The organism is Beggiatoa leptomitoformis (assembly GCF_001305575.3).
In the GTDB taxonomy this organism is placed as follows: domain Bacteria; phylum Pseudomonadota; class Gammaproteobacteria; order Beggiatoales; family Beggiatoaceae; genus Beggiatoa; species Beggiatoa leptomitoformis.
The window spans coordinates 1,516,680-1,538,859 of the sequence record NZ_CP012373.2; the positions used below are offsets into that span (position 1 = coordinate 1,516,680).

Consider the following 22,180-nt stretch of genomic DNA (forward strand, 5'->3'; position numbering starts at 1 on the left):
CTTTCCCAAAATACCTGCCACTTCTATGCCACCCGATAAGCAACCAAGATATGTGCCATTAAAATATACATTAATGGGGTCTTTTCTCCTGCTAATAATCCCTATTTTAATAGCCTTGTCTGTCTTTGATTATCTCAATGCAAAGCACGATTTAGAAAAGGCCTATTCACTACTTCAACAACAAACAGAAAATAATATTATAAATGCAATCAATCTAGTAGATGCAGGACATAAAGTACTAGAAAATTTTTTAGAAAAAGAAATTGAACACCAGTTTCCACAATTTTTAGCTGCGTATGAAGCCGCCGACCACAACCCTTTTAATATCAATCTGTCCGAATTAAAGAAACAATTGGGCGGAAAAATGGATTTATACATTATAAATCATCAAGGTGAAGTAAAATATACAACATATATTAAAGATATAGGACTTGATTTTAAAAAATTCCCTGAGTTTTTTGAATTTTTAACCAATATACGCCGTAATGGAAAAATTAAACACGGACGCATTGCGGTTGAAGCACGAACAGGGGTATTACGAAAATTCTCTTATATGCCTACACCAGACCACCGCTATATTTTAGAAATGGGTATTCAATCTAATGAATTTGAAGAGTTAATGGGCGGACTGGATTTACTAAAAATTGCCGACCGCTTAAAAAGCCTGAATCCCTCACTCAATGAAGTCAATATATATAGTCAACATGGACATTTAATCAGCGACCCATCCTACAAAGTCAACGAGGAAAAAATTGCGTTAATTCGGCATGTTTATACCAGCAAAGAAACCTATCAAATTGATGAACGAAACAAAGGGCGGATTATTCGCTACTTATTCGTTGATTTAAAAAATGAAAAAGGCGACGCATCTTCTGACCCCAGTAAAGTTATTGAGTTAATTTATAACACACGGATGATAGACGAAGGCTTAAACCGCATTACCGTTTTTCATTTATGGTTAGATGCAATAGCCGTATTACTCTGTTTTGTACTCACTTTTATGATTTCCGCACGGTTAAGCCGCCCTATTCAAGATTTAGTTCACAGTGTTGATATGATTGCTCAAGGCGATTTAGAACACCCCATTAATGTAAAAACCAATAATGAATTAGAATTGTTAAAACAAAGTATTACAATCATGGTTAATAGTATGTTGACCTATATTAAACAAATTAAGTGGCAAAACGCAGAATTACTCAAATTAGACAAACTAAAAGATGATTTCTTATCCAATACATCGCACGAATTACGTACACCAATTAATGGCATTATTGGCATTGCAGAATCAATGATTGATGGTGCAACAGGAGTATTACCTACTAAAGTAAAAGATAATTTAGGCATGATTGTTTTTAGTGGACGACGCTTAGGTAATTTGGTCAATGACATTTTAGATTTTTCTAAACTCAAGCATCAACATTTAGAATTACAAATAAAACCGATTGAAATAAAGGTACTGATTGATATTGTTGTTGCTATTTCACGCCCATTGATTGGGCAAAAGAAAATTGAATTAATCAATCATATTCAAAATGACCCCCCTGTTTTAGCAGATGAAAATCGCTTGCAACAAATTTTATATAATTTAATCGGTAATGCGATTAAATTTACAGAAATGGGCATTATTGAAATTAATTGTCGTCCAGAAGGTAAATTTCTTAAAATCATTGTGTCTGATACAGGCATTGGTATTCCAAAAGAAAAACTACAAAATGTTTTTAATCCTTTTGAACAAGCAGATGGTACTATTTCGCGCGATTTTGGTGGAACGGGATTAGGGTTATCAATTACAAAACAACTGGTTGAATTGCATGGCGGTGTAATAAAATTAGAATCCACGCCAAAGATTGGCACACGGGTTAGTTTTACCTTACCACTCTCAGATAAACCCGCAGAAAATGCAATGGGTGGCAATTTAACCCAATTTATTCAAGCCTCTGTCGCCCAAAACTTATCAGAATTGCCCGCCGAACTGCTCAATACGACAATGGATAATTATCAATCCAAATCTGCGATAGATGCACAAACCCCCGCCATTCTTGTTGTTGATGATGATCCTATTAATTTACAAGTATTAGAAAATCAATTAAACCTAGAAAATTATGCGATTACCCGCGCAACCAACGGAATGGCAGCATTAGATGCTATTAATAATGGGACACATTTCACCTTGGTTTTATTGGATATTATGATGCCAAAAATGTCAGGGTTTGAAGTCTGTCGAATTATTCGCCAAACGTATTCTGCTAATGAATTGCCTATTATTATGCTAACGGCTAAAAATCAGGTTGCTGATTTAGTTGAGGGTTTACAAGCAGGTGCTAATGATTATTTAAGTAAGCCATTTTCTAAAAGTGAGCTATTAACCCGTATAAAAATACATATTCAACTTTCCCGCGTTAGTATTGCATATAGTAATTTTGTGCCATTAGAGTTTCTAAAACTTTTGGAAAAAGAAAGCATTATAGATGTCCGTTTGGGTGATCACGTGCAAAAATATATGGCTGTTTTATTTGCAGATATTCGCTCTTTCACAACATTATCAGAGAGCATGACTCCAAAAGAAAACTTTGATTTTATTAATACTTACTTACAGCGTGTTAGTCCTGTGATTCGGGTTCATCATGGGTTTATTGATAAATACATTGGTGATGCGTTAATGGCATTGTTTCCAGAAAAAGCGGATGATGCGATTCAGGCAGCTATTGGAATTCATCGTGAATTAGCCAAATTTAACGCAGAACGTGAGGCACAACAATTAATTCCCATTAAAGTAGGTATCGGACTACATATAGGTTCGTTAATGTTGGGGACGATTGGGGAGGAAAAACGCATGGAAGGAACGGTAATTTCTGATGCGGTGAATCTTGCTTCACGTTTGGAAGGATTGACTAAATTATATGGTGCTTCGATTCTTATCAGTGGCGAGATTTTGGGCGAGTTGGAAGACCCTTCACGTTATTATTATCGTTTTTTGGGTAAAGTGCGGGTAAAAGGTAAAAATGCTCCTGTGTATATTTTTGAGATATTGGATGCTGAACCCGTCGTTTTACGCAATAAAAAGATTGCTTTAGAAAAGGTTTTTAGCCAAGCGATGGACTTTTATTACACGAAGCAGTTCCGTTTAGCGATTAAAGCATTTCAGCAGGTTTTAGAGGAAATTCCAGAGGATAAAGCCTCAGATTTTTATATGAATCGGTGTATTTATTATGCAGAAATGGGTACACCTGTTGAGTGGCAAGGAGTTGAGGCATTGACGGAGAAGTAATTTTCTTGATTTAGACACGCTTTAAACACGGATAACACGGCTTGAAGCGGTGTTATCCATCGTATTTTTATAAGCGTTTTTAGTTGACCGATAGGGTGAGACCCGAATAAAACCGCCTGTATCAGTTGATTTATCAAGCGTTAGTAGGCAATGCTCACTTTATAATGCCTAACGTAAATATTGCAGATTCAGATAGTTCTAGCGGTTGAGTAACATCGTTTAGGTTTCCCCAGTATTAACTTCTGCGGGTAATCGCATCACAAATAAGCTGCCTTTACCAAATTCACTTTCTGCCGTTACATCCCCTCCCATGAGTTGACAGAATTGCTTGGTTATCGCTAAACCTAATCCGCTGCCACCATAGCGACGGGTTGGGGAGCTGTCACCTTGCATAAAGGCTTGGAAAAGCCGTTGTATTTGTTCAGGGGTCATGCCTATCCCTTGGTCAATTACTTTAAAGATTATCCAATCAATATCATCGTCATGTGTCTCACGACTTACGCTGAGTGTAATGGTGCTTTGTTTGGAGAATTTATTAGCATTGCTGAGTAAATTCATTAGGTTTTGACGAATTTTTGTTAAATCAGCCGACATTGTGCCTAGTGCGCTATCACAATCTACTTTAAGGATGTTTTGTTGTTTTTCCAGTAGGGGGGCAATGGTGGTGGCGACATCTTGAATAACAGGCGTTAAATCAAATGTTTCTATATATAAATCCATCCGACTGGATTCAATTTTTGACATATCAAATAAGTTGTTGATAAGGTCAAGCAGGTGATAACTTGCACCATGAATTTTTTGTAAGTCGGGAATAAAGTCTTCTTGTCCATGGTCACGCGCATCTTCTTGTAAAATTTCGGTATAGCCGATAATGGCATTCATTGGCGTGCGTAATTCATGGCTCATATTGGCTAAGAATTGGGCTTTAGCTTGGTTGGCGGCTTCTGCTTGTACTTTGGCACGTTGTGAGGCGAGTTTGTATTTTTGAATTTCTACACGGGCTTTTTGAATTTGTAGGCGAGCTTTTTGGGCTTCGTTACGGACGCTCTGCGTTTGGGTATTGGCTTTATCAATTTCTGCTTGATACTTTTCTGTCTCAGCACGTTGTTTAATTTGTTCAGCATTCAATTCTTGCAGACGTTTAGTGCTGTCTGCTTTGGCTTGCATGAGTTCACGTAAGCGTAAGCTATATTGGGAAAAGAGTTGGCGTAAATTAAGTAGTTCTTGTAGGTGAAAACCTTGTGTAGGTACTGCTAATTGTGTATCTGTGCTGATAAGTAGTTGTTGGGCGGATTTTGTGAGTCGGTTTAGTGGGTGTAAAAAGAAAAAATAAACCGCAATACCAAAAAGTATTAGCAGACAGATGAGTAACCCTATGAGTAGTAAGCTGTCATTGAGTTCAAAAATATCATCATTTTTGAATTCGTTGGTTTGTTGGTAGCCGACAAGTGTCCAAGGTAGATTGCTAAAGCGTTTGGAGGAGATAACATAAGGGGGTTTGCCGTCAACTGCAATTTCTTGATAGGCAATATCTTGATTAAATGCGGTGCGCCAGAATTCTTGTTGTGGATTGCTACCATAAAAATTGTATTTGTTGCGCTCAATAATGTTTAAAAAGTCAAGTTGGGCGCGATTGCGCGAACCAATGAGCGTTAGTAAAGTCCCTGATTGATAGTCAACTAGAAATAATCCACCCGTGCGTCCCAACATTTCACTTTCAACTTCTTGAAAGAAGGTATCTACCAGTAAACCTACACCGACCATACCTTCAAAAATTCGATGGGTATAGAGACCTTGAACTACTCCAATAAGTTGTTGGTTCATATAGTCTTTATCAGTAAAAACAGGTACAATTTGTATATCTTGTGTCCGTTTTGCAATGTGATACCACGTACGACGGCTGTCATTGGCGTAATTAGTATCTGACCATGCTTCGATAATCATGTTTTGGGGGCGGTTATAGCGTGGTGTGTTGGTTTGTGATGCGTCTTTATGAATAACCAGTAGTTGTCCTGCTTGTTGAAACCGTTCTTGCGCTTTATCAGGTTCTAGCGCAAAAAAATTGCTGTACTGGTTGGATTCAAACTGTAAATTTTCCATCATTATTTGTTTCAAAATGTCAAAACTATCGGCATTTACAGGGGTAGTTTTGGTCAAAATAGACAAATAACCACGTAATCGACCAACGCTATTTTTAGCCGTTTCGATGTGTTGGTCTAATCGATTAGCAACGGTTGTGACGGCTGTTTTTAAATCAACATACACCAATTGTTGCTGTAATAGATGATGTCGATAGACTGCTAGGCTCATTGCTGAAGCTAAAATAAGCACGACAGTCGTTAAAAAAACGATGATGATAGTTCTAATACTCAATGCACTATAAGTCATGCACGGTTTCCTCAATAGCATGGCTTTATGTGATGCAATAAGCCAGAGGGGCGGGTGGGTAGGTACATAACAACAGTAGTGTTTAATGCTTTATTCTGAGTCCCAAATTCTAAACTATCTTGGGATTTTATTCTAAATGTGTTTGTGCGTATCAGTTGGTCGCAATACATAAACGGGATAACCATCACTATAGCGGTGATTTTGTGTGTTTGAGTCAATCATAGCAAGAGTTAGTCCATATCGTTACATCGCTATTTTTGCGGATAGCGTTCTTCTTCTTGATAGTAAGCTGTAAAACCAACGACCTCTTTTAGGGTTGTAAAACTGAGTAATTGTTCAGGTTGTTGACCATTTTTGAGGTGTTGTAGGGCTTGTTGCATTGCTAAAATAGAAACATTTAGCAGGGTTAGCGGATAGGCAACTAGATGATAGCCTATGGCTTGTAGTTCAGCAGGTGTAAGATAAGGCGTTTTACCTTGTTCTACCATGTTTGCCATTTTGTAACCCTGTACTTGTTGGCAATACGCCTGCATTTCTTCTATTGATTGTGGGGCTTCTAAGAAAGTAATGTCTGCCCCGAGTGTTGCAAATGTTTGCGCCCGAAAAATGGCTTCATCTAAGCCTTCGGTTGCGCGTGCGTCAGTTCGTGCCATGATTAAAATATCTTGTCCTTCTTTGCGTGCTTCAACCGCTGCTTGAATGCGGGTAAAGGCTTCTTCTCGTCCAACAACTTGTTTTCCTTGTGTATGCCCACAGCGTTTAGGGGCAACTTGGTCTTCTAACATGACACAAGCAAATCCTGCTTGAGCATAGCCTTTAACAGTCCGTTTTACATTAATTGCGTTACCATAGCCTGTATCGCCATCACCGAGTACGGGTATTTTGACGGCTGCACAAATGTTTTGCCCTTGATTAAGCATTTCTCCGTAAGAAATCAATCCTGTATCTGGCAGACCTAGGCGACTTGCGGAAACGCCAAAACCACTCATAAAAACGGCTGGAAATCCTGCTTGTTCAATGAGTTTTGCAGATAGCGCGTCAAAACAGGCGGGCATTAGTAGTAAAGGGGTACGTTGCAGTAAATCGCGTAGCTGTTGGGCGGGTGTTGTTGACATGGTTGCAAAATAACAGGTGAGTTGTAATGTCAATAAAATAGACAGTTTGAAAACTTGTTATTAATACCTAGCCTCTAATTAGTTAGCAATTGCAGTATCTTTAGTTAGATAGTGTAGGTAAATTTTAAAATAATGTTAAAAAATAGATAATTGCTGGGTTATTAAATTCTGATAAGTATTTTTTTTAATACGTTGACCATGTTGTAAATAGGAACTAATCGCATTAGCCACATACTCTGCCAACTTTACGGGAACTGCATTTCCAATAATTTGCTCTAATTCTGATTTATTTTTTAGAGGAAAAATGAAGTTTTTAGGAAAAGTTTGTAAGTAACTTCTTTCAATGGCAGTCAACACCCTGATATTTCTTAAATCCGTGCTGGTATCGTTTTCATGAAATTGATAGGTTTTAGGAATCGGTCGATTCACACCTCGAACCGTCGGACTTGGTTCATAAATACTAAAAATAGCCCGTCGTGCATAACTTCGAGGATGACGATAATAATGCTCTATCTCTAAATCATGACCCAGATATTCAAAAACACTCAAAGGTTTTTCTGCTAAATGCTGGGTTAAATAGGGTATTACCACATGATCTTGTTCATGTAACAGCCCTATTAAAAAAAAGCGTTTCCGTATTTGAGGAACACCACATAAACTTGCATTCAGTATAACTTCCGAAAGACCATAACCACTGTGTTGAAAAATAGCTTTTGATTTCCGCAAGGTATGGGTCACGTTTATTCGCGCTACATTTTCCATCACAAAGATTTTTGGTTTCAGCGTGGCGACAATCTCAGCAAATTTTACGGTTAAGTCTGCACGAGAGGTTTCTTCATTGCGTTTTCCTGCACTGGAAAAATCTTGACAAGGAGGCCCTCCAATAATCATCTCAGGATGATAGGTACTTAATTTTTCAATGTTATTTTCTTCAGATAAATCTAGTTGGATAATGTCGTGGGAAAAATTGGCTTGATAGGTTTTTATAGCGGGTAGCCAATTATCAACAGCCGCCAAGATTTCAAAACCTGCATTTTGAAAACCTAACGACAAACCACCACATCCTGAAAATAAATCAAGGGTTCTTAACATATTATTCAAACAAGTAAGGAGAATTGAAGATAATAGCATCGAAACGTCTTTCAGGGCTTAACAGCAAATGCCCATCGCCTAAGATAATCTGTTTAATCTCATTTTGAGTTATTCTAGGAGAAGCCAGTTCTGCACTACGCATATAAACATTAGTAGTTTTACCGCTTACAGCAAATGCTTTATCGTTTTTAGTATTATACGAAAGGCTATCGATGATTTTCGCATAATCGATTTTGCCGTCACGACAAAAATCAAAAACCATTTTAAAAAGCCAAATAATAGAACGTAATTGCCGAGTAATTTTATTTGTGGTCGTGATTTCTTGATGACTGAGGTCTAAAAATAAACGGGTGAATGCAAAATTGCTCCATACAAAAACATCTAAACACTGTTGAGCTAACTGAGGTGATTTGCCCAGTGTTTTCCACACAGGTTGAATAATCAAGGGCGTTTGTCGCTCCATTGTATTCAATAAGATTGTATTGAGTGTTTTGACCATATCAGGAATCAACGCAAATACGTTTTCAACCTCACTCCAATCTCGAATGTTATTAAATTGATTACCCACAATATTTTTTAAAACATCTCTATTGTTGTGGTAGCTAGTGACAATACTCAAAGCTAAATAAACAATACTGTCTGGTCGAATCACCAATTCACTGCCAAATTCATCCTCAGATAACGCACATGTGGTGTTATCAGGCAATGCAGTGAGTTTAATTTCTAAGCCACGCAAACAAGTATGCTGTTGTAAATCCTGTGTGACTAAATCGATTCTCGGTAAATTACCCACAACAAATGGACGATAGGGTAAATAGTCACTTTCAAAAGCAAAGAATAGCTTTTCTGAGAGCGGATTCAGTCCAAATAGTTCAGAGACACTTATTTTTGAATGTTCAACTTGAAGCTGGCTATTAAGTTTTAAATAAACGGGTTCTACATTTTTGCTGTGCATATAGCAGGCTAATGCTGCTGGAAATGAGGAATTAAATTGATTTTTTCCCCATGAATCTTTTTGAGAAAAATCTCGATTTGAATTTTTCAATCCAAATAATGCGGGTGTATTTTTCATAAATTTTGATTTAATCATTTAACATTATTAAATAATGCTTTGCAGCCTTGTTTTGATAAACGAATTAAATTTGTAGTAGTGCTGACGTAGTAAGGATAAGTCCTTTTCTTAATGCCTGATGGTCTGAATTAGGGTTTTTAGAATTGACAGAATAATCAAGTCGGTTAATTTTTATCGCATCTAAATCTAAAAAGTCTAATTTAACCAATTATTATATTTATTTTTTTGTTTAGCACTGCTAACTTGATGTCTATAATGAATAATGTTCTAGCGCACCTAATAATCTGTCAACGTGTTCAATCTCATGTAAGGCTGAGAAGGTAATGCGTAATCGCGCTGTATTTTGTGGCACAGTGGGGGGACGAATAGCCGTCACAATAATACCTTGTTGTAATAGGGCTTGACTTAACATTAAGGCTTTCTCTGCTGAACCGAGTAAGATGCCTTGTATCGGTGTGTCTGAAACCAACAAAGGCAATGCCAGTTGTGTTGCACCTTGGCGAAAGTGTTTGATGAGAATTTGCAGTTTTTCCCGTCGCCATGTTTCAGTTTGTACCAAGCGTAAACTAGCGCGTAAGGTTTCTGCAATCGCCGCAGGTAAGGCGGTGGTATAAATATAGCTGCGAGCATATTGGATAAGATTTTCAATCAGTAATGTACTTCCTGCAACAAATGCCCCTGTGACACCAAAAGCCTTCCCTAAGGTTCCCATGAGAATGGGAACGTCTGTAGCGGATAAGTGATAATGTTCGATAATTCCTCGTCCTGTCGCGCCTAAAACCCCTAAGCCATGTGCATCATCCACCATTACCCATGCTTGTTGTTGTTTTGCGAGGGTGACAATATCGGGTAAATTTGCAATATCTCCGTCCATACTAAACACGCCATCAGTAACGATAAGTTTATGGTTTGCCGTTGATTGTGTGAGTAGTCGCGCAAGCATTTCCATGTCGTTATGGGTATAGCGATGGCTGTGCGCACGAGATAATTGTACGGCATCAACTAAAGAGGCATGGTTAAGTTTATCTGAAAAGACAGCATCTTGACGTTCAACTAATGCGGTAACTGCGCCAATATTTGCCATGTAACCTGTGGAGAATAATAAGGCTCGTTCTCGCCCTGTAAAGCTTGCTAATTCTTCTTCTAGTGCGTGGTGAGCGCGTGCATGTCCATTAACAAGGTGTGATGCGCCCGCCCCAACAGCATACGTTGTTGCTGCATGTTGTAGGGTATTAATCAAGATAGGGTGGCTGGCTAATCCTAAATAATCATTGCTACAGAATGCTAAATACGTTCGTCCTGCCATTTGTAAAACAGGCGTTTGCGCACCTTCGTGAATCAGACGTTGGCGATATAAATGAGCTTGTTGTCTTTGTTCAAGACGTTGTTTTAGAAAGTTTTGCATGATAATAACATTGATAACGGTGTGTAAACGATAATGTTATAGGCTAATTTTATCTTGTTTGTTTACTTGAGAATTCGCTAAATTTAAACGTGAAAAACGCTGGCTTTTCTACTTAATAGAAAGATTAAGAGAAATTTTTTTATTTTCAACAATGATATACAAGTATGTGAATCAAGATTATGGGAAAACATTTCTTCTGTTTGGATACATGCGCCTTGTCAGTTGAAATTCACATAAGTATGTCATAATTTCTCCCTTTCAGGCTTATTTCAGAGGAGTCAGCATGACCACCCCAAAAAAAGAAGGTTTTTTCATGCCCGCAGAATGGCATCCGCACAGCCGTTGTTGGATGGCATATCCTTATCGCGCTAGTGTGTGGGAAGATTTTGCTATTGCACGACAAGCTTATGCTCAAATTGCCCAAGCAATTGCTCGTTTTGAACCTGTTACTATGTTGACTCCTCCAGAATTATTGGCTGAGGCGCGTCAAGTGTGTGGTGCAAATGTTGATGTTGAACCCATGCTATTAGACGATTCATGGACACGTGACATGGCACCCACATTTGTTATTCATCCTGATGGTAGCGTGGCAGGGGTTGATTGGGAGTTTAACGCATGGGGTGGAAAACATCTGCCGTGTGATAGGGATGCTTTGGTTGCAGAGACATTATTAGCCCAATCAAATATTCGTCGTTTTGCAGCCCCGTTTATTTTAGAAGGCGGTTCTATTCATGTGGATGGTGAAGGGACGGTTTTAACAACGGAAGAATGTTTATTAAATCCTAATCGTAATCCTCAATTAAGCAAGGCAGAAATTGAGTCGTTATTGTGTGATTATTTGGGTGTAACCAAAGTTATTTGGTTAGAAAAAGGCTTGAAAGATGATGAAACAGATGGGCATATTGATGAAATCGCCTGCTTTGTGCGTCCCGGTGTTGTTTTAGCGATTACGACTAATGACCCCAATGATGAAAATTATGCCATTTTACAGGCGAATTTGCGTAAATTACGCAGTGAAACAGATGCGCAGGGTCGTCCCTTAGAAGTTATAGAGATTGAACAACCGAGTCCTCAATATTACAAGGGAATTCGCTTAACCTTGTCATACATCAATTTTTATATTGCTAATGGCGGTATTGTGATGGCGGCATTTAATGACGCAAAATATGACGCGCTCGCCTTTGATGTTATTAGTAAAGCCTTTCCGATGCATCAAGTTGTACAAGTACCCGCCTTAGAAATTTTTAAAGGTGGCGGTGGAATTCACTGCATTACACAACAACAACCAAAACCCTAGTTTATTATCGTGGAAAACCACACGGATACTACCGCCTTAAACGGTGTTATCCGTGGTTACTCTTTGCCTAATGCAAAAAATGGAGTGGCAGGAACACTAAAATGGACGGAAATTTGTCACTGCGAAAAGGGGAAAAATTGCATCGGGCTGGACATGCGATGGATGTTATATCCCATTAAACTTAGTTGTCGATTCACTAGCGAAAATTGTTCACTCATATTATTCATATTCGTGTTAATCGTTTGCATACTGTGATTCATTTCACCAATGTTTACCGTCATATTTGCAATATTGGTATTCATCTGGTCAATATTCGCGCTCATCCCCTGCATTGCCAAATTCATATTACCCATAGACGCACTCATTGCAGGCATTAAGGCGATGCTTTTATCCATTTCCTGCATTGTTATTTGCATCGTATTAATACTTTTAACCATCTCATTCATACTCGTCGCCATGACAATCATGCGCTGGGTAATATCATTCATATTAGTTGTTAAGGTATAAAGCAACGCAATCAATGCAAGTGATAACAAGCTCATTCCTATCATACTAAAACGGATAATTTGCGTTGTCCGTCTGCCAATGCGAATACTCAACTGCTCACGCATCTGCATTGCATCATTAAACTCTTTCATCGCCGCCCGAAATTCATGCGATGTTTTTTCCATATATTCGGCCAACTGCATTGTTTCGTTATTATCTACCATTATTCTCACCTAATTTAACAAATAGTTATGTTAAGACCTAAATACAGCATTACTGTTCTGTTTGAACAGACAGCATACTATATTAGTATATTAACGAATAATGAAATATATAAGTAGCTACTCAGAATTAAGATACTTAGAAAATAACGCTTTTAAAACAAATTATTATTGCTGGCGTAATTCTAAAAAACTGCCTGCATGTTCTAACTTTAATTTATTAAGAAAATTAGTTCCTAATAAAACATCCACAGGATATTTTCCTTCAATGACACTGGCTTGTAGATTTTCTACTACAATACCACCTAATTGTACCCTTTTTAACTCAATGGGATAAGAGCGAACTACTCCCGACGCGGTGGTTGCAGAAGAGGGTTCTACGGCTGGATCAAGATACTTCAATCCTAAACGTTGTGCTAATACAGAATTGATTGCTATCGTATTTGCCCCCGTATCAATTAAAAAATTGACCGTGATACCGTTGATTTGCCCAATGGTTTTATACATCCCCTGTGAATCTGGTGGAATACGGACAATTTGCTCAGTCGCTGCGACAGATTCAACAACCGCAAACATATATCCACCCACGCCATACGCGGCTTGTTGTCCGTTCACTTCCAATATTGCTTGTTCACTATCGGCACTGATTAACGTCACCCCTTCAGGACTGGTTTGTCCTACCTTTAATGAACGCTGTTGTCCTGCAATAAACAAAATAGCCTTATTCGGCATTAAACCAATAACACTAATTGCCAGTGGTGGTGCAGAAGATGTAGCCAATGTATCCGCTGATTCAGCAACACACGGTTGAATACTATGACTGAATACAAACAGGCAAAAAATATAATAACTATATTTCATTGTGTTACTCACATAAAATTGAAGCTTTCTAAAAGCGTTCTAGTTCAGGGAAAGGCAACTCCCCATGATGCACATGCAACTTACCAAACTCCGCACAACGATGTAATGTAGGAATTGCTTTATCAGGGTTTAACAATCCATCAGGGTCAAAGGCTTTTTTTAACGCATGAAATTGTGTTAATTCCAATGAATTAAACTGCACACACATCTGATTTATTTTCTCCATCCCTACCCCATGTTCCCCTGTAATCGTCCCACCAACAGCGACACACAACTCCAAAATTTCCCCGCCTAACGCTTCCGCCTTCTCCAACTGCCCTGCTTTATTAGCATCAAATAAAATCAACGGATGTAAATTGCCATCACCCGCATGAAAGACATTTGCAACCACCAAACCATACTGCTGACTTAATTCAGCAATTCGTCCCAACACGGTTGCCAAATGCTTGCGGGGAATAGTACCGTCCATACAATAATAATCAGGTGAAATCCGTCCTACCGCAGGAAATGCCGCTTTTCGTCCTGCCCAAAATTGCAACCGTTGCTGCTCATCCACTGCCTGACGAATTTCTGTGGCCCCTGCCTGCCTTAAAATCTGATTAACCTGTCCAATTTGGTGTTCTACCTCTTCAGCATTCCCATCCAATTCACACAGTAAAATCGTTGCTGCTTCTACGGGATAACCTGCCTTCACAAAATCCTCTGCCGCTCGAATTGCCGCGTTATCCATCATCTCAAGACCTGCAGGAATAATTCCCTGTGCAATAATCTCCGCAACAGCACTACCTGCTTTAATCACATCATCAAACGCCGCCATTAATACCTGTGCTTGTTCAGGTTTTGGCAATAAACGCACTGTCACTTCAACCACCACGCCAAGCAATCCCTCAGACCCCGTGATTAAAGCAAGTAAATCATAACCTGCACTATCATATGCGGCACTGCCGATGGTGAGTAACTCCCCTGCCATCGTAAACATTTTAACTTCAAGAATATTATGTACCGTAAGCCCATATTTTAAACAATGCACCCCGCCCGAGTTTTCCGCGACATTTCCACCAATCGTGCAGGCAACCTGCGAAGATGGGTCGGGGGCGTAATACAAACCAAATGGCGCAACGGCTTGCGAAATTGCTAAATTTCGCACCCCTGTTTCTACCCGTGCAGTGCGGCTTTTTGGGTCTATGGCCAAAATGCGTTTAAATTTTGCCAAACTCAACAGCACACCCGCCTTATGTGGCAACGCGCCACCCGATAAACCCGTGCCTGCACCACGCGCCACAACAGGAATTTTATGTTGATAACAAAACTTTAAAACTTGTTGCACCTCATCCAGCGTGTTAGGCAACACGACAGCAGCGGGCCGTTCTCGATACGCGCTCAAACCATCACATTCATAAGGACGCACCGCTTCATCAGTAAGCAATACAGAATCTTTAGGGAGAAATTGGGTTAATTGCTGGAGTAACGCTATCATGAGAAAGCTCTTTAAGGGTGGAAAGAGGGGATTTTTTAACAGGCTATTATTATTGATAGAATTAAGTAGCGGTAAATAGAAGATTAACTATATCTATCGTTTGATTAAATGACCATCCGAATCAGAATTTCCAGAATTATCATGGTTTATTTTACGCAACACTAAAAAACCTGATTTGGATAATGCTTGTATTCAACACCATTCAATTGCGCTATACGCGGCCATTTTTACGATTAATACTTGGTCAATCGCCGCTGATTAATTGCCGACCAGCAAGTTACAATAGCTTGTTTAGGCGTTAATTTATTTTCATATTGAGGACGAAAGAGCGTTTCTATTTGTTGTGCATTCATTGCGATATTTTCGCGCTCTAAATACGTACAAATCTCATCAATCCAGCGCAGATAAGTATATTGTGGGTTCATAAAAATTTACCATTGAATTTAATTTGTTTCCTACCACTTTAAACACTCACCAATACTTGTAGTGTATAAAAACCTGTCAGGTTATTTAACTTATGCCGAGTAACAAAGCGTATATTACCGACGAGTCATACGAGAATGCTCTCATTTTAGCAGTTCTTTTTTGATAAAATGCGCGGCTATTAAAAAGTTTGTAATGGTACTAATAGCGCATTTGGACTATTTCTTGCCTTTCGTTACAACTAATTCTCATAGAAGAATAGTCATATTCACATCCCATAATATGCAACTTCCATTTTTTAGCCTAAAGTCTGGTTGATTACAATAAGGTTCTTTCGATTACCACTGTCCTGAAAGGGGATAATTTTGGATTTAGAACATCTGATTATAGAGTATGGCTATCTTGCCATTTTTATTGGTACTTTTTTGGAAGGAGAAACAATAGTTGTTTTAGGTGGAATTGCCGCTCACATGGGGTTATTAGATTTACCTTTCGTCGCACTAACCGCTTTTTTAGGGTCTTTCATGGGAGACCAATTATTTTTTCAAATTGGTCGTATTGGCGGTAAACATCTGTTAGCAACCCGCCCCGTATGGCAAGAACGAATTGATTATATTGATGAACTTTTGCATCATTATCGTTCATGGTTGATTTTAACCTTTCGTTTTTATTATGGCTTACGCAATATTATTCCATTTGCGTTAGGCACGATGACTGTATCGTTTAAGCAATTCTTTACGCTAAACTTTATCGGCGCAATCATCTGGGCAATTATTTTAAGCTCACTGGGTTATTTATTTGGTCAGGCATTTGAAGTATTTTTAGAAAAATATCAATTACCTGCCATTATGATTATCGTTCTTGTTTTGGCGTTTATCTTATACATCATTAAACGACAGACTAAAAAGAAAATTATCCATAAAATTGAAATGGAACATCATCATACAGACCACCACGATAACACAGACGACAACAAACCTCACTAATTATGACGCAAGCACGCGCTTTTAAACCTGAAGAATACTATATCGAACAAGAACCCTATTACGAACCGATAGGTAAAGAAATTGAATTGTTCGAGGCTGCCTATCAGCATCAATTACCAGTGTTATTAAAAGGGCCAACAGGTTGTGGTAAAACCCGCTTTATTGAATATATGGCGTGGCGACTAAAACGCCCATTAATTACCGTCTCCTGTCATGACGATTTAACTGCGTCGGATTTAGTCGGACGCTTTTTAATTCATGGGGGGAATACCGTATGGGTAGATGGTGCGTTAGCCCGTGCGGTTAGACATGGTGCAATTTGTTATTTAGACGAAATTGTCGAGGCTCGCAAAGACACAACCGTAGTCATTCATCCCTTAGCCGATGATAGACGGGTGTTACCTATGGATAAATTAGGGGAACTATTAACCTGCCCGCCTGAATTTTGTTTAGCCCTATCCTATAATCCCGGTTATCAAAGTGTTTTAAAAGAATTAAAACAAAGCACTCGACAACGGTTTGTTGCCTTAGAATTTGACTATCCTAATCCTGACGTAGAGCGGAAAATTCTGCTTGCTGAAACAGGTATTTCTGCAACAATTGCGGACAAATTAGTAAAATTTGCGCAAATGACTAGAAATTTAAAAGGTAATGGATTGGATGAAGGCGCAAGCACCCGTTTACTAGTGCATTGCGCCATTTTGATTGTTGCAGGCATAGAACCAATGATTGCCTGTCGTAGCGCGATAGCACAAGCATTAACAGATGATACAGAAATGTTAAAAGCCATTGTTGAATTAAGTAGCGCGTTATTTTAAATATATCAAAAACCCTACTTAAATCTGGTAAATAGTCTGTTTTTCACTGGGTTTTTTGTAGGCATCATTCTCCATAATTAACAACCCCACGTTTTTGACTATTGCACTGACAATAAGCCACAATAACCTCGATAAACAAGACCGTTCCCTGTTGCAATGAAAAGGATAATTTCATGAAAATTACTCAGCTTTTAAAAGAATGGGAAGCGCAAGCCGCTGATGCAATGACCTTAAAGGAATATGTATTACGGTTGCCTTTGTATGATGCCGCTAGACTTTCTGCTTTAGCCGAAATGTTTCCCGGTCGCACAGAACAACAGATTATTACCGAATTATTAACCGTTGTCCTAGATGAGTTAGGCGAAGCAATGCCCTACATTCAAGGGACTAAAATCATTGGCGAAGACGAATGTGGCGACCCCATTTATGAGGACGCAGGCTTAACACCACGTTACAGTACGTTAACGCAAAAATTTTTGAAAATTCACGCGAAAGACCTTAAAGACAGCCAAGCCTAAGCCATCTCTGACAGACTTTCCCCTTCTTTTTGGGCAACCGTTTTGTTGCCCATCTGCTTATAATAAAACATGATTACGTTACGCAATTTATCCCTACAGCGCGGTACAAAACCCTTATTGAGCAATGTCGATATCACCCTATTTCGGGGGCAAAAAGTCGGGATTGTTGGCGCAAATGGCTGTGGAAAATCCAGTTTATTCGCCTTGTTATTAGGAGAATTACATGCAGACCAAGGCGACATAGATTTCCCCCCCACGGTCAGCATTGCCCATGTCGCACAAGAAACTCCCGCTTTAGATATGTCTGCTATTGATTATGTATTAGAAGGGGATGCAGAATTAAAAACTATTGAACAAGCCTTAGTAATTGCCCAGCAAAATCATGACGGTATGCACGAAGCAGAATTACATGCTCGGTTTGATGCGATTGGTGGATACACCGCCCGCGCCCGCGCCGCGCAACTACTCAGCGGATTAGGTTTTGCAACCAGTGACGAAGAAAAATCCGTTAGAGCCTTTTCTGGTGGTTGGCGAATGCGTTTGAATTTAGCCCAAGCCTTAATGTGTCGTTCCGATTTATTGTTACTAGATGAACCGACAAACCATTTAGATTTAGATGCGGTGCTATGGTTTGAACAGTGGTTAAAACGTTATGAAGGAACATTGCTATTAATTTCGCATGACCGCGATTTTTTAGATAATGTTGTCAATACCATCGCCCATTTTTATCAACAACAAATTACCCTTTATACAGGGAATTATGAATCATTTGAACGGCAACGAGCGGCAAAATTAGCCTTACAACAAGCCGCGTATCAAAAACAACAGCGCGAAATTTCACATATACACTCTTTTGTAGAGCGTTTTCGGTATAAAGCCAGTAAAGCCAAACAAGCACAAAGCCGTTTAAAAGCCTTAGAACGCATGGAAGTGATAGGTGCAGCGCATGTTGACTCCCCCTTTCATTTTGAATTCCTCCCCCCGCCACAAATGCCACATACCTTAATAAATCTGGATAAAATCAGCATTGGTTATGGCGAGCAACCTATTCTAAATCAAGTGACTCTGCGCATTTCGCCCGGTTCGCGGATAGGCTTATTAGGTCCTAATGGTGCGGGAAAATCGACATTTATTAAACTGCTAGCGGGTGAATTATCCGTGTTAACCGGGGAAACCATGACAGGCGACGGCTTACGCATTGGTTATTTTGCCCAACATCAACTAGAACAATTACGCCCACAAGAATCATCATTACAACACATTCAGCGTTTAGACCCTTTGGTTTCTGAACAAGTTATTCGAAATTTTCTCGGTGGTTTTGGCTTTTTAGGCGATATGGCAGTCGCTGCCATCGAACCATTTTCGGGGGGAGAAAAAGCCCGTTTAGCCCTTGCGCTGTTAGTGTGGCAAAAGCCAAATTTACTATTATTAGACGAACCCACTAACCATCTTGATTTAGATATGCGAGACGCATTAACCATGGCACTACAAGACTATACCGGTGCATTGGTGATTGTCTCGCATGATAGACACCTCATTCGAAGCACAACGGATGATTTGATTCTAGTCGCACAAGGGCAAGTGAAACCTTTTGAAGGGGATTTAGATGATTATCGTCAATGGTTATTAGACCACCGCGCAAATGAACGTAGCCAACAACGCGATGTGAAAAGTCCTAGCGAAAATGCACAACAACGGGCAGAAAAAAAACGCTTAGAAGCGCAACAACGTGAACAGCGTCGCCCCCTACAAAATAAGTTAAAACAGATAGAAAAACAGTTGGATAAATTAACAACAGAGAAAACAACCGTAGAAACCTTATTAGCCGACCCCGCGATTTATGGCGATAAGCAAAAAGTACAAGACTATATCCGCCAACAAGCAACCCTTATTACGCAATTACAACAAGTAGAAGAAGAATGGCTAACCATTACGGAAACCTTAGATAGTTTAGACAATTAAATAGCCATTAATTATCTATATTCTGGTTTTTTGTGCTGATGAATAAAAAGTGCCTCCTTAATCCCCCACAAATGGGGGAAACTTTATTCTAACGTTCAGGAAGTACTTAGGTTTTTTACTGCCCATACTACCAATTTATCTACTCACAAATAACATTGCACAGACAGGATTAATCATGAACACAAATTTACCCGCACCGATTTATAATGCTTATTGGCTATGCCCTAATAAAGTTTTATTAGGCAGTTACTTAGCTGATGATGTTGAACCGCTTAAACTCAAGGTTCGTAACTTATTAAAAATGGGCGTGACGTACTACGCAAATATGACAAATGAAGGGGAATATGGAAGAAAACCCTATCATCTTTTATTGCAGGAAGAAGCAGAAAAGCAAAATATTCAAGTGGTACATCAACGGTTTGCCATTACCGATTTTGATATACCCGTTGTGGATAGAATGAAACATATTTTAGATTGTATCGATGCAGCCATTGCGGTAAAACATAAAGTTTACATTCATTGTATGGCCGGTTTAGGCAGAACAGGCACCGTTGCAGGCTGTTATTTAGTGCGTCATGGAATGACAGGTGAAGAAGCCTTAGCTGAAATTAAACAACGTAAACAAAACTCTATTTTTGCACGTATGGACTCGCCAATCACCGTTCAACAAAAACAAATGGTGTTAGATTGGAAAATTGGCGCGTGAGTAAATTTAAATGCGCTCTTTAACTTTCTGAATCAGTTGGTTATTACTTTTCGCGCGCGCTGATTCAGACAATTATTACGTTTATTCTTACCTGTATTAATACTGCTACATCTCGCTATCTTTTTCTCGCTTAAAATTTCCTTCTATAACAGTAGGTTTATGCGGATTTTCTGCGGCTTGTTGCGTATGAACGGTGTAGCTTGCAGTGACATAACTGGTATTTTGTAAATGACGAACAAAATACTGAATAAGCAGACGACGAGTCAGCGGAATAAGACAAAATAACGCAATAAAATCAGTAAAAAAACCTGGTGTTAGCAATAAAATACCACCGAACATAATAAACAAACCATCCAGTAATGGCTCGGTTGGTTCTTGTCCTTGCGCGAGCGTCATGCGTAACTTTCGCAATGTCACCAACCCTTGCACACGCAATAAATAAACCCCCGTCACAGCCATAGAAATGACTAAAAAAATAGTGGGTAGAATGCCAATCACCTGTCCAACCGTAACCAAAAGATAAATCTCAACGATGGGAATAATGATAAATAGCAATAATAAATGTTGTGGTTTTAGCATCTTAGAATGTTCTTATCGTAACCTATAAATGAGGGGGTAATACTAAACAGGACAGCCCAAACGCGAAAATCATTTGATTAGCATGGCTGGAAAACCGCATGAACGCTGAGAACCCTGATTCAAACCGTCTTTTCTTTAAGCCTTAATCTAGGTACGCAATAACACAGGTTCAAGTTTTTTTTCTTAAGTGCTTCTAAATAGTTGCATAAAATTAGCAACGCAACGCATTACTTGACAAAAAACTATCATACCTTTCCTTATGTTAAAATGTAGATAACTTTTTCTTATATCATGCCTCAATAAAAACTATGTCGCCCGCGTCTATCAAACAGTTTTTTAAACAAATTTTTTCTAAAAAATCCATTTCTGCACCCATTCAAACAGCAACACCATCACCACACGCACCCCTGATTTATAGTTTAGAATCGCCAAAATATCAGTTATTTACGATGGATGGTGAAAACCTATTTACAGGCTGGGTGTTTTATTTTGGGGAAAAAGTGATTGCACAATTAGCTGTTTCTATCGGCAATACGCCAATTAACCATTTTCCTGTCAATTTACCCCGCCCTGACATCGCCACGTATGTGCCTTCTATTCCCGCTGCCCAAACTTGTGGTTTTGCATTTACCTTACCTGTTTTACCTACAAATACTAAAAAAATTCAAGTAGATGTCGTTTTTACTGACAAAACCAGTGCGCCATTTTTTACTTATGATATTAGCTATTTAGTGCTGCAAAAAACAAACTTTGTCCGTTATCAGGAAAAAATCCAACAAATTGCCATGCCAACGGGAGAATTAGTTTATTTAACCCAAGGACATACTCAGGTTGAGGAATATCAAAATACAATTATTCCCGCCGTATTAAACATGCGGATGTATTTGGAAAAATCAGGGGTAGCCATTCAAAAAATTCAAACCTTGCTCGATTTTGGCTGTGGTTCAGCGCGTTTGTTGGTCGGATGGCATGTTATCGCCCCGACGATTCGATTATACGGTTGTGATTTGAATACACAGTTAATTCAATGGGCGCAGACAAATTTGCCTACTGAAATTCATTGTCAATTAAATGGATTACATCCGCCATTACCCTATCATGACCGTCAATTTGATTGTTTATATTTAATCTCCGTTTTTACCCATTTATCATTAGGAACACAAAAACAATGGATTGATGAATTTAAACGCATTTTACGCATTGGCGGGCATATTTTGATTACCTTGCATGGTGAGATGTATGTCCGTAATACCTTTTATCAGCAACCCGATAAAATTCATGAGTTTGAAACTACGGGATTTGTTAAAACAGGACAGCCAACAGAAGAGGGGGCAAACCAGTATGGTGCATATCACAGCCCTGCATTTGTAAAAAAATTATTTTCGGGTTTTAAAATAGTGGGTTATTTTCCTTGTGGTAATGACCGACAACACAATACGTTATTTCAAATCGCACAATCACAAGATGTTTATGTATTGCAATATGAAGGCGAATAAATCCGCCACG

At 39.0% G+C, this 22,180-nt stretch carries 18 protein-coding genes; 8 read left to right on the forward strand and 10 right to left on the reverse strand.

Features of this window, described 5'->3' with window-relative positions; genetic code table 11:
* The first annotated feature begins 52 nt into the window (after positions 1-52).
* On the forward strand, positions 53-3,268 hold the full coding sequence (locus AL038_RS06275) for an ATP-binding protein (RefSeq protein ID WP_161575442.1): 3,216 nt from the start codon (positions 53-55) through the stop codon (positions 3,266-3,268).
* A 219-nt stretch (positions 3,269-3,487) separates the two neighbouring features.
* On the opposite strand, the gene AL038_RS18500 is transcribed toward AL038_RS06275, so the two are convergent.
* The 5 genes from AL038_RS18500 to bioF form a co-directional block, all read right to left on the reverse strand.
* Positions 3,488-5,656 carry a sensor histidine kinase gene (locus AL038_RS18500; RefSeq protein ID WP_062150563.1) on the reverse strand — a complete coding sequence of 723 codons (2,169 nt, stop codon included), beginning with the start codon at positions 5,654-5,656 and terminating at the stop codon, positions 3,488-3,490.
* 251 nt (positions 5,657-5,907) lie between these two features.
* Positions 5,908-6,804, reverse strand: coding sequence for an isocitrate lyase/PEP mutase family protein (locus AL038_RS06285; protein ID WP_236839482.1), 897 nt, complete (start codon positions 6,802-6,804; stop codon positions 5,908-5,910).
* Between the two features lie 102 nt (positions 6,805-6,906).
* Positions 6,907-7,863: a DNA cytosine methyltransferase gene (locus AL038_RS06290; RefSeq protein ID WP_062150566.1), complete on the reverse strand. Its 957-nt coding sequence runs from the start codon at positions 7,861-7,863 to the stop codon at positions 6,907-6,909.
* Position 7,864: 1 nt separating this feature from the next.
* On the reverse strand, positions 7,865-8,935 hold the full coding sequence (locus AL038_RS06295; RefSeq protein WP_062155389.1) for a HindVP family restriction endonuclease: 1,071 nt from the start codon (positions 8,933-8,935) through the stop codon (positions 7,865-7,867).
* Positions 8,936-9,185: 250 nt separating this feature from the next.
* Positions 9,186-10,340, reverse strand: a complete 1,155-nt coding sequence (gene bioF / locus AL038_RS06300) for an 8-amino-7-oxononanoate synthase (RefSeq protein ID WP_062150571.1) — start codon at positions 10,338-10,340, stop codon at positions 9,186-9,188.
* Between the two features lie 283 nt (positions 10,341-10,623).
* Here bioF and AL038_RS06305 point away from each other — a divergent pair, with 283 nt between their 5' ends.
* Complete coding sequence (locus AL038_RS06305) at positions 10,624-11,637, forward strand: agmatine deiminase family protein (protein WP_062150575.1); 1,014 nt, start codon at positions 10,624-10,626, stop codon at positions 11,635-11,637.
* Between the two features lie 116 nt (positions 11,638-11,753).
* Here AL038_RS06305 and AL038_RS06310 read toward each other — a convergent pair whose 3' ends face one another.
* From AL038_RS06310 to AL038_RS06325, 4 genes are all read right to left on the reverse strand, one after another.
* On the reverse strand, positions 11,754-12,347 hold the full coding sequence (locus AL038_RS06310; protein WP_062150578.1) for a hypothetical protein: 594 nt from the start codon (positions 12,345-12,347) through the stop codon (positions 11,754-11,756).
* A gap of 165 nt (positions 12,348-12,512) precedes the next feature.
* On the reverse strand, positions 12,513-13,205 hold the full coding sequence (locus tag AL038_RS06315) for a retropepsin-like aspartic protease family protein (RefSeq protein WP_062150581.1): 693 nt from the start codon (positions 13,203-13,205) through the stop codon (positions 12,513-12,515).
* A 28-nt stretch (positions 13,206-13,233) separates the two neighbouring features.
* Entirely contained in the window at positions 13,234-14,682 is a 1,449-nt protein-coding gene (locus AL038_RS06320; RefSeq protein WP_062150583.1) for an FAD-linked oxidase C-terminal domain-containing protein, read from the reverse strand.
* 233 nt (positions 14,683-14,915) lie between these two features.
* A complete protein-coding gene (locus AL038_RS06325; RefSeq protein ID WP_062150586.1) occupies positions 14,916-15,107 on the reverse strand; it encodes a hypothetical protein in 192 nt (63 codons plus the stop codon).
* Between the two features lie 363 nt (positions 15,108-15,470).
* Between AL038_RS06325 and AL038_RS06330 the strand changes: the two genes are divergently transcribed.
* The 5 genes from AL038_RS06330 to AL038_RS06350 all read left to right on the forward strand — a co-directional run bounded on the left by AL038_RS06330 (position 15,471) and on the right by AL038_RS06350 (position 20,095).
* Positions 15,471-16,091, forward strand: a complete 621-nt coding sequence (locus AL038_RS06330; protein ID WP_062150588.1) for a DedA family protein — start codon at positions 15,471-15,473, stop codon at positions 16,089-16,091.
* 2 nt (positions 16,092-16,093) lie between these two features.
* Positions 16,094-16,909: a CbbQ/NirQ/NorQ/GpvN family protein gene (locus tag AL038_RS06335; protein WP_062150592.1), complete on the forward strand. Its 816-nt coding sequence runs from the start codon at positions 16,094-16,096 to the stop codon at positions 16,907-16,909.
* A gap of 173 nt (positions 16,910-17,082) precedes the next feature.
* Positions 17,083-17,427: a hypothetical protein gene (locus tag AL038_RS06340; RefSeq protein WP_062150594.1), complete on the forward strand. Its 345-nt coding sequence runs from the start codon at positions 17,083-17,085 to the stop codon at positions 17,425-17,427.
* Positions 17,428-17,496: 69 nt separating this feature from the next.
* Positions 17,497-19,389 (forward strand): ATP-binding cassette domain-containing protein, encoded by a 1,893-nt coding sequence (locus AL038_RS06345; protein ID WP_062150596.1) that lies wholly within the window; start codon positions 17,497-17,499, stop codon positions 19,387-19,389.
* A gap of 175 nt (positions 19,390-19,564) precedes the next feature.
* A complete protein-coding gene (locus AL038_RS06350) occupies positions 19,565-20,095 on the forward strand; it encodes a protein-tyrosine phosphatase family protein (RefSeq protein ID WP_062150599.1) in 531 nt (176 codons plus the stop codon).
* A gap of 105 nt (positions 20,096-20,200) precedes the next feature.
* On the opposite strand, the gene AL038_RS06355 is transcribed toward AL038_RS06350, so the two are convergent.
* Positions 20,201-20,674, reverse strand: coding sequence for an FxsA family protein (locus AL038_RS06355; RefSeq protein ID WP_066246103.1), 474 nt, complete (start codon positions 20,672-20,674; stop codon positions 20,201-20,203).
* Positions 20,675-20,982: 308 nt separating this feature from the next.
* Between AL038_RS06355 and AL038_RS06360 the strand changes: the two genes are divergently transcribed.
* Positions 20,983-22,170, forward strand: a complete 1,188-nt coding sequence (locus AL038_RS06360) for a class I SAM-dependent methyltransferase (protein WP_062150602.1) — start codon at positions 20,983-20,985, stop codon at positions 22,168-22,170.
* Positions 22,171-22,180: the final 10 nt, after the last annotated feature.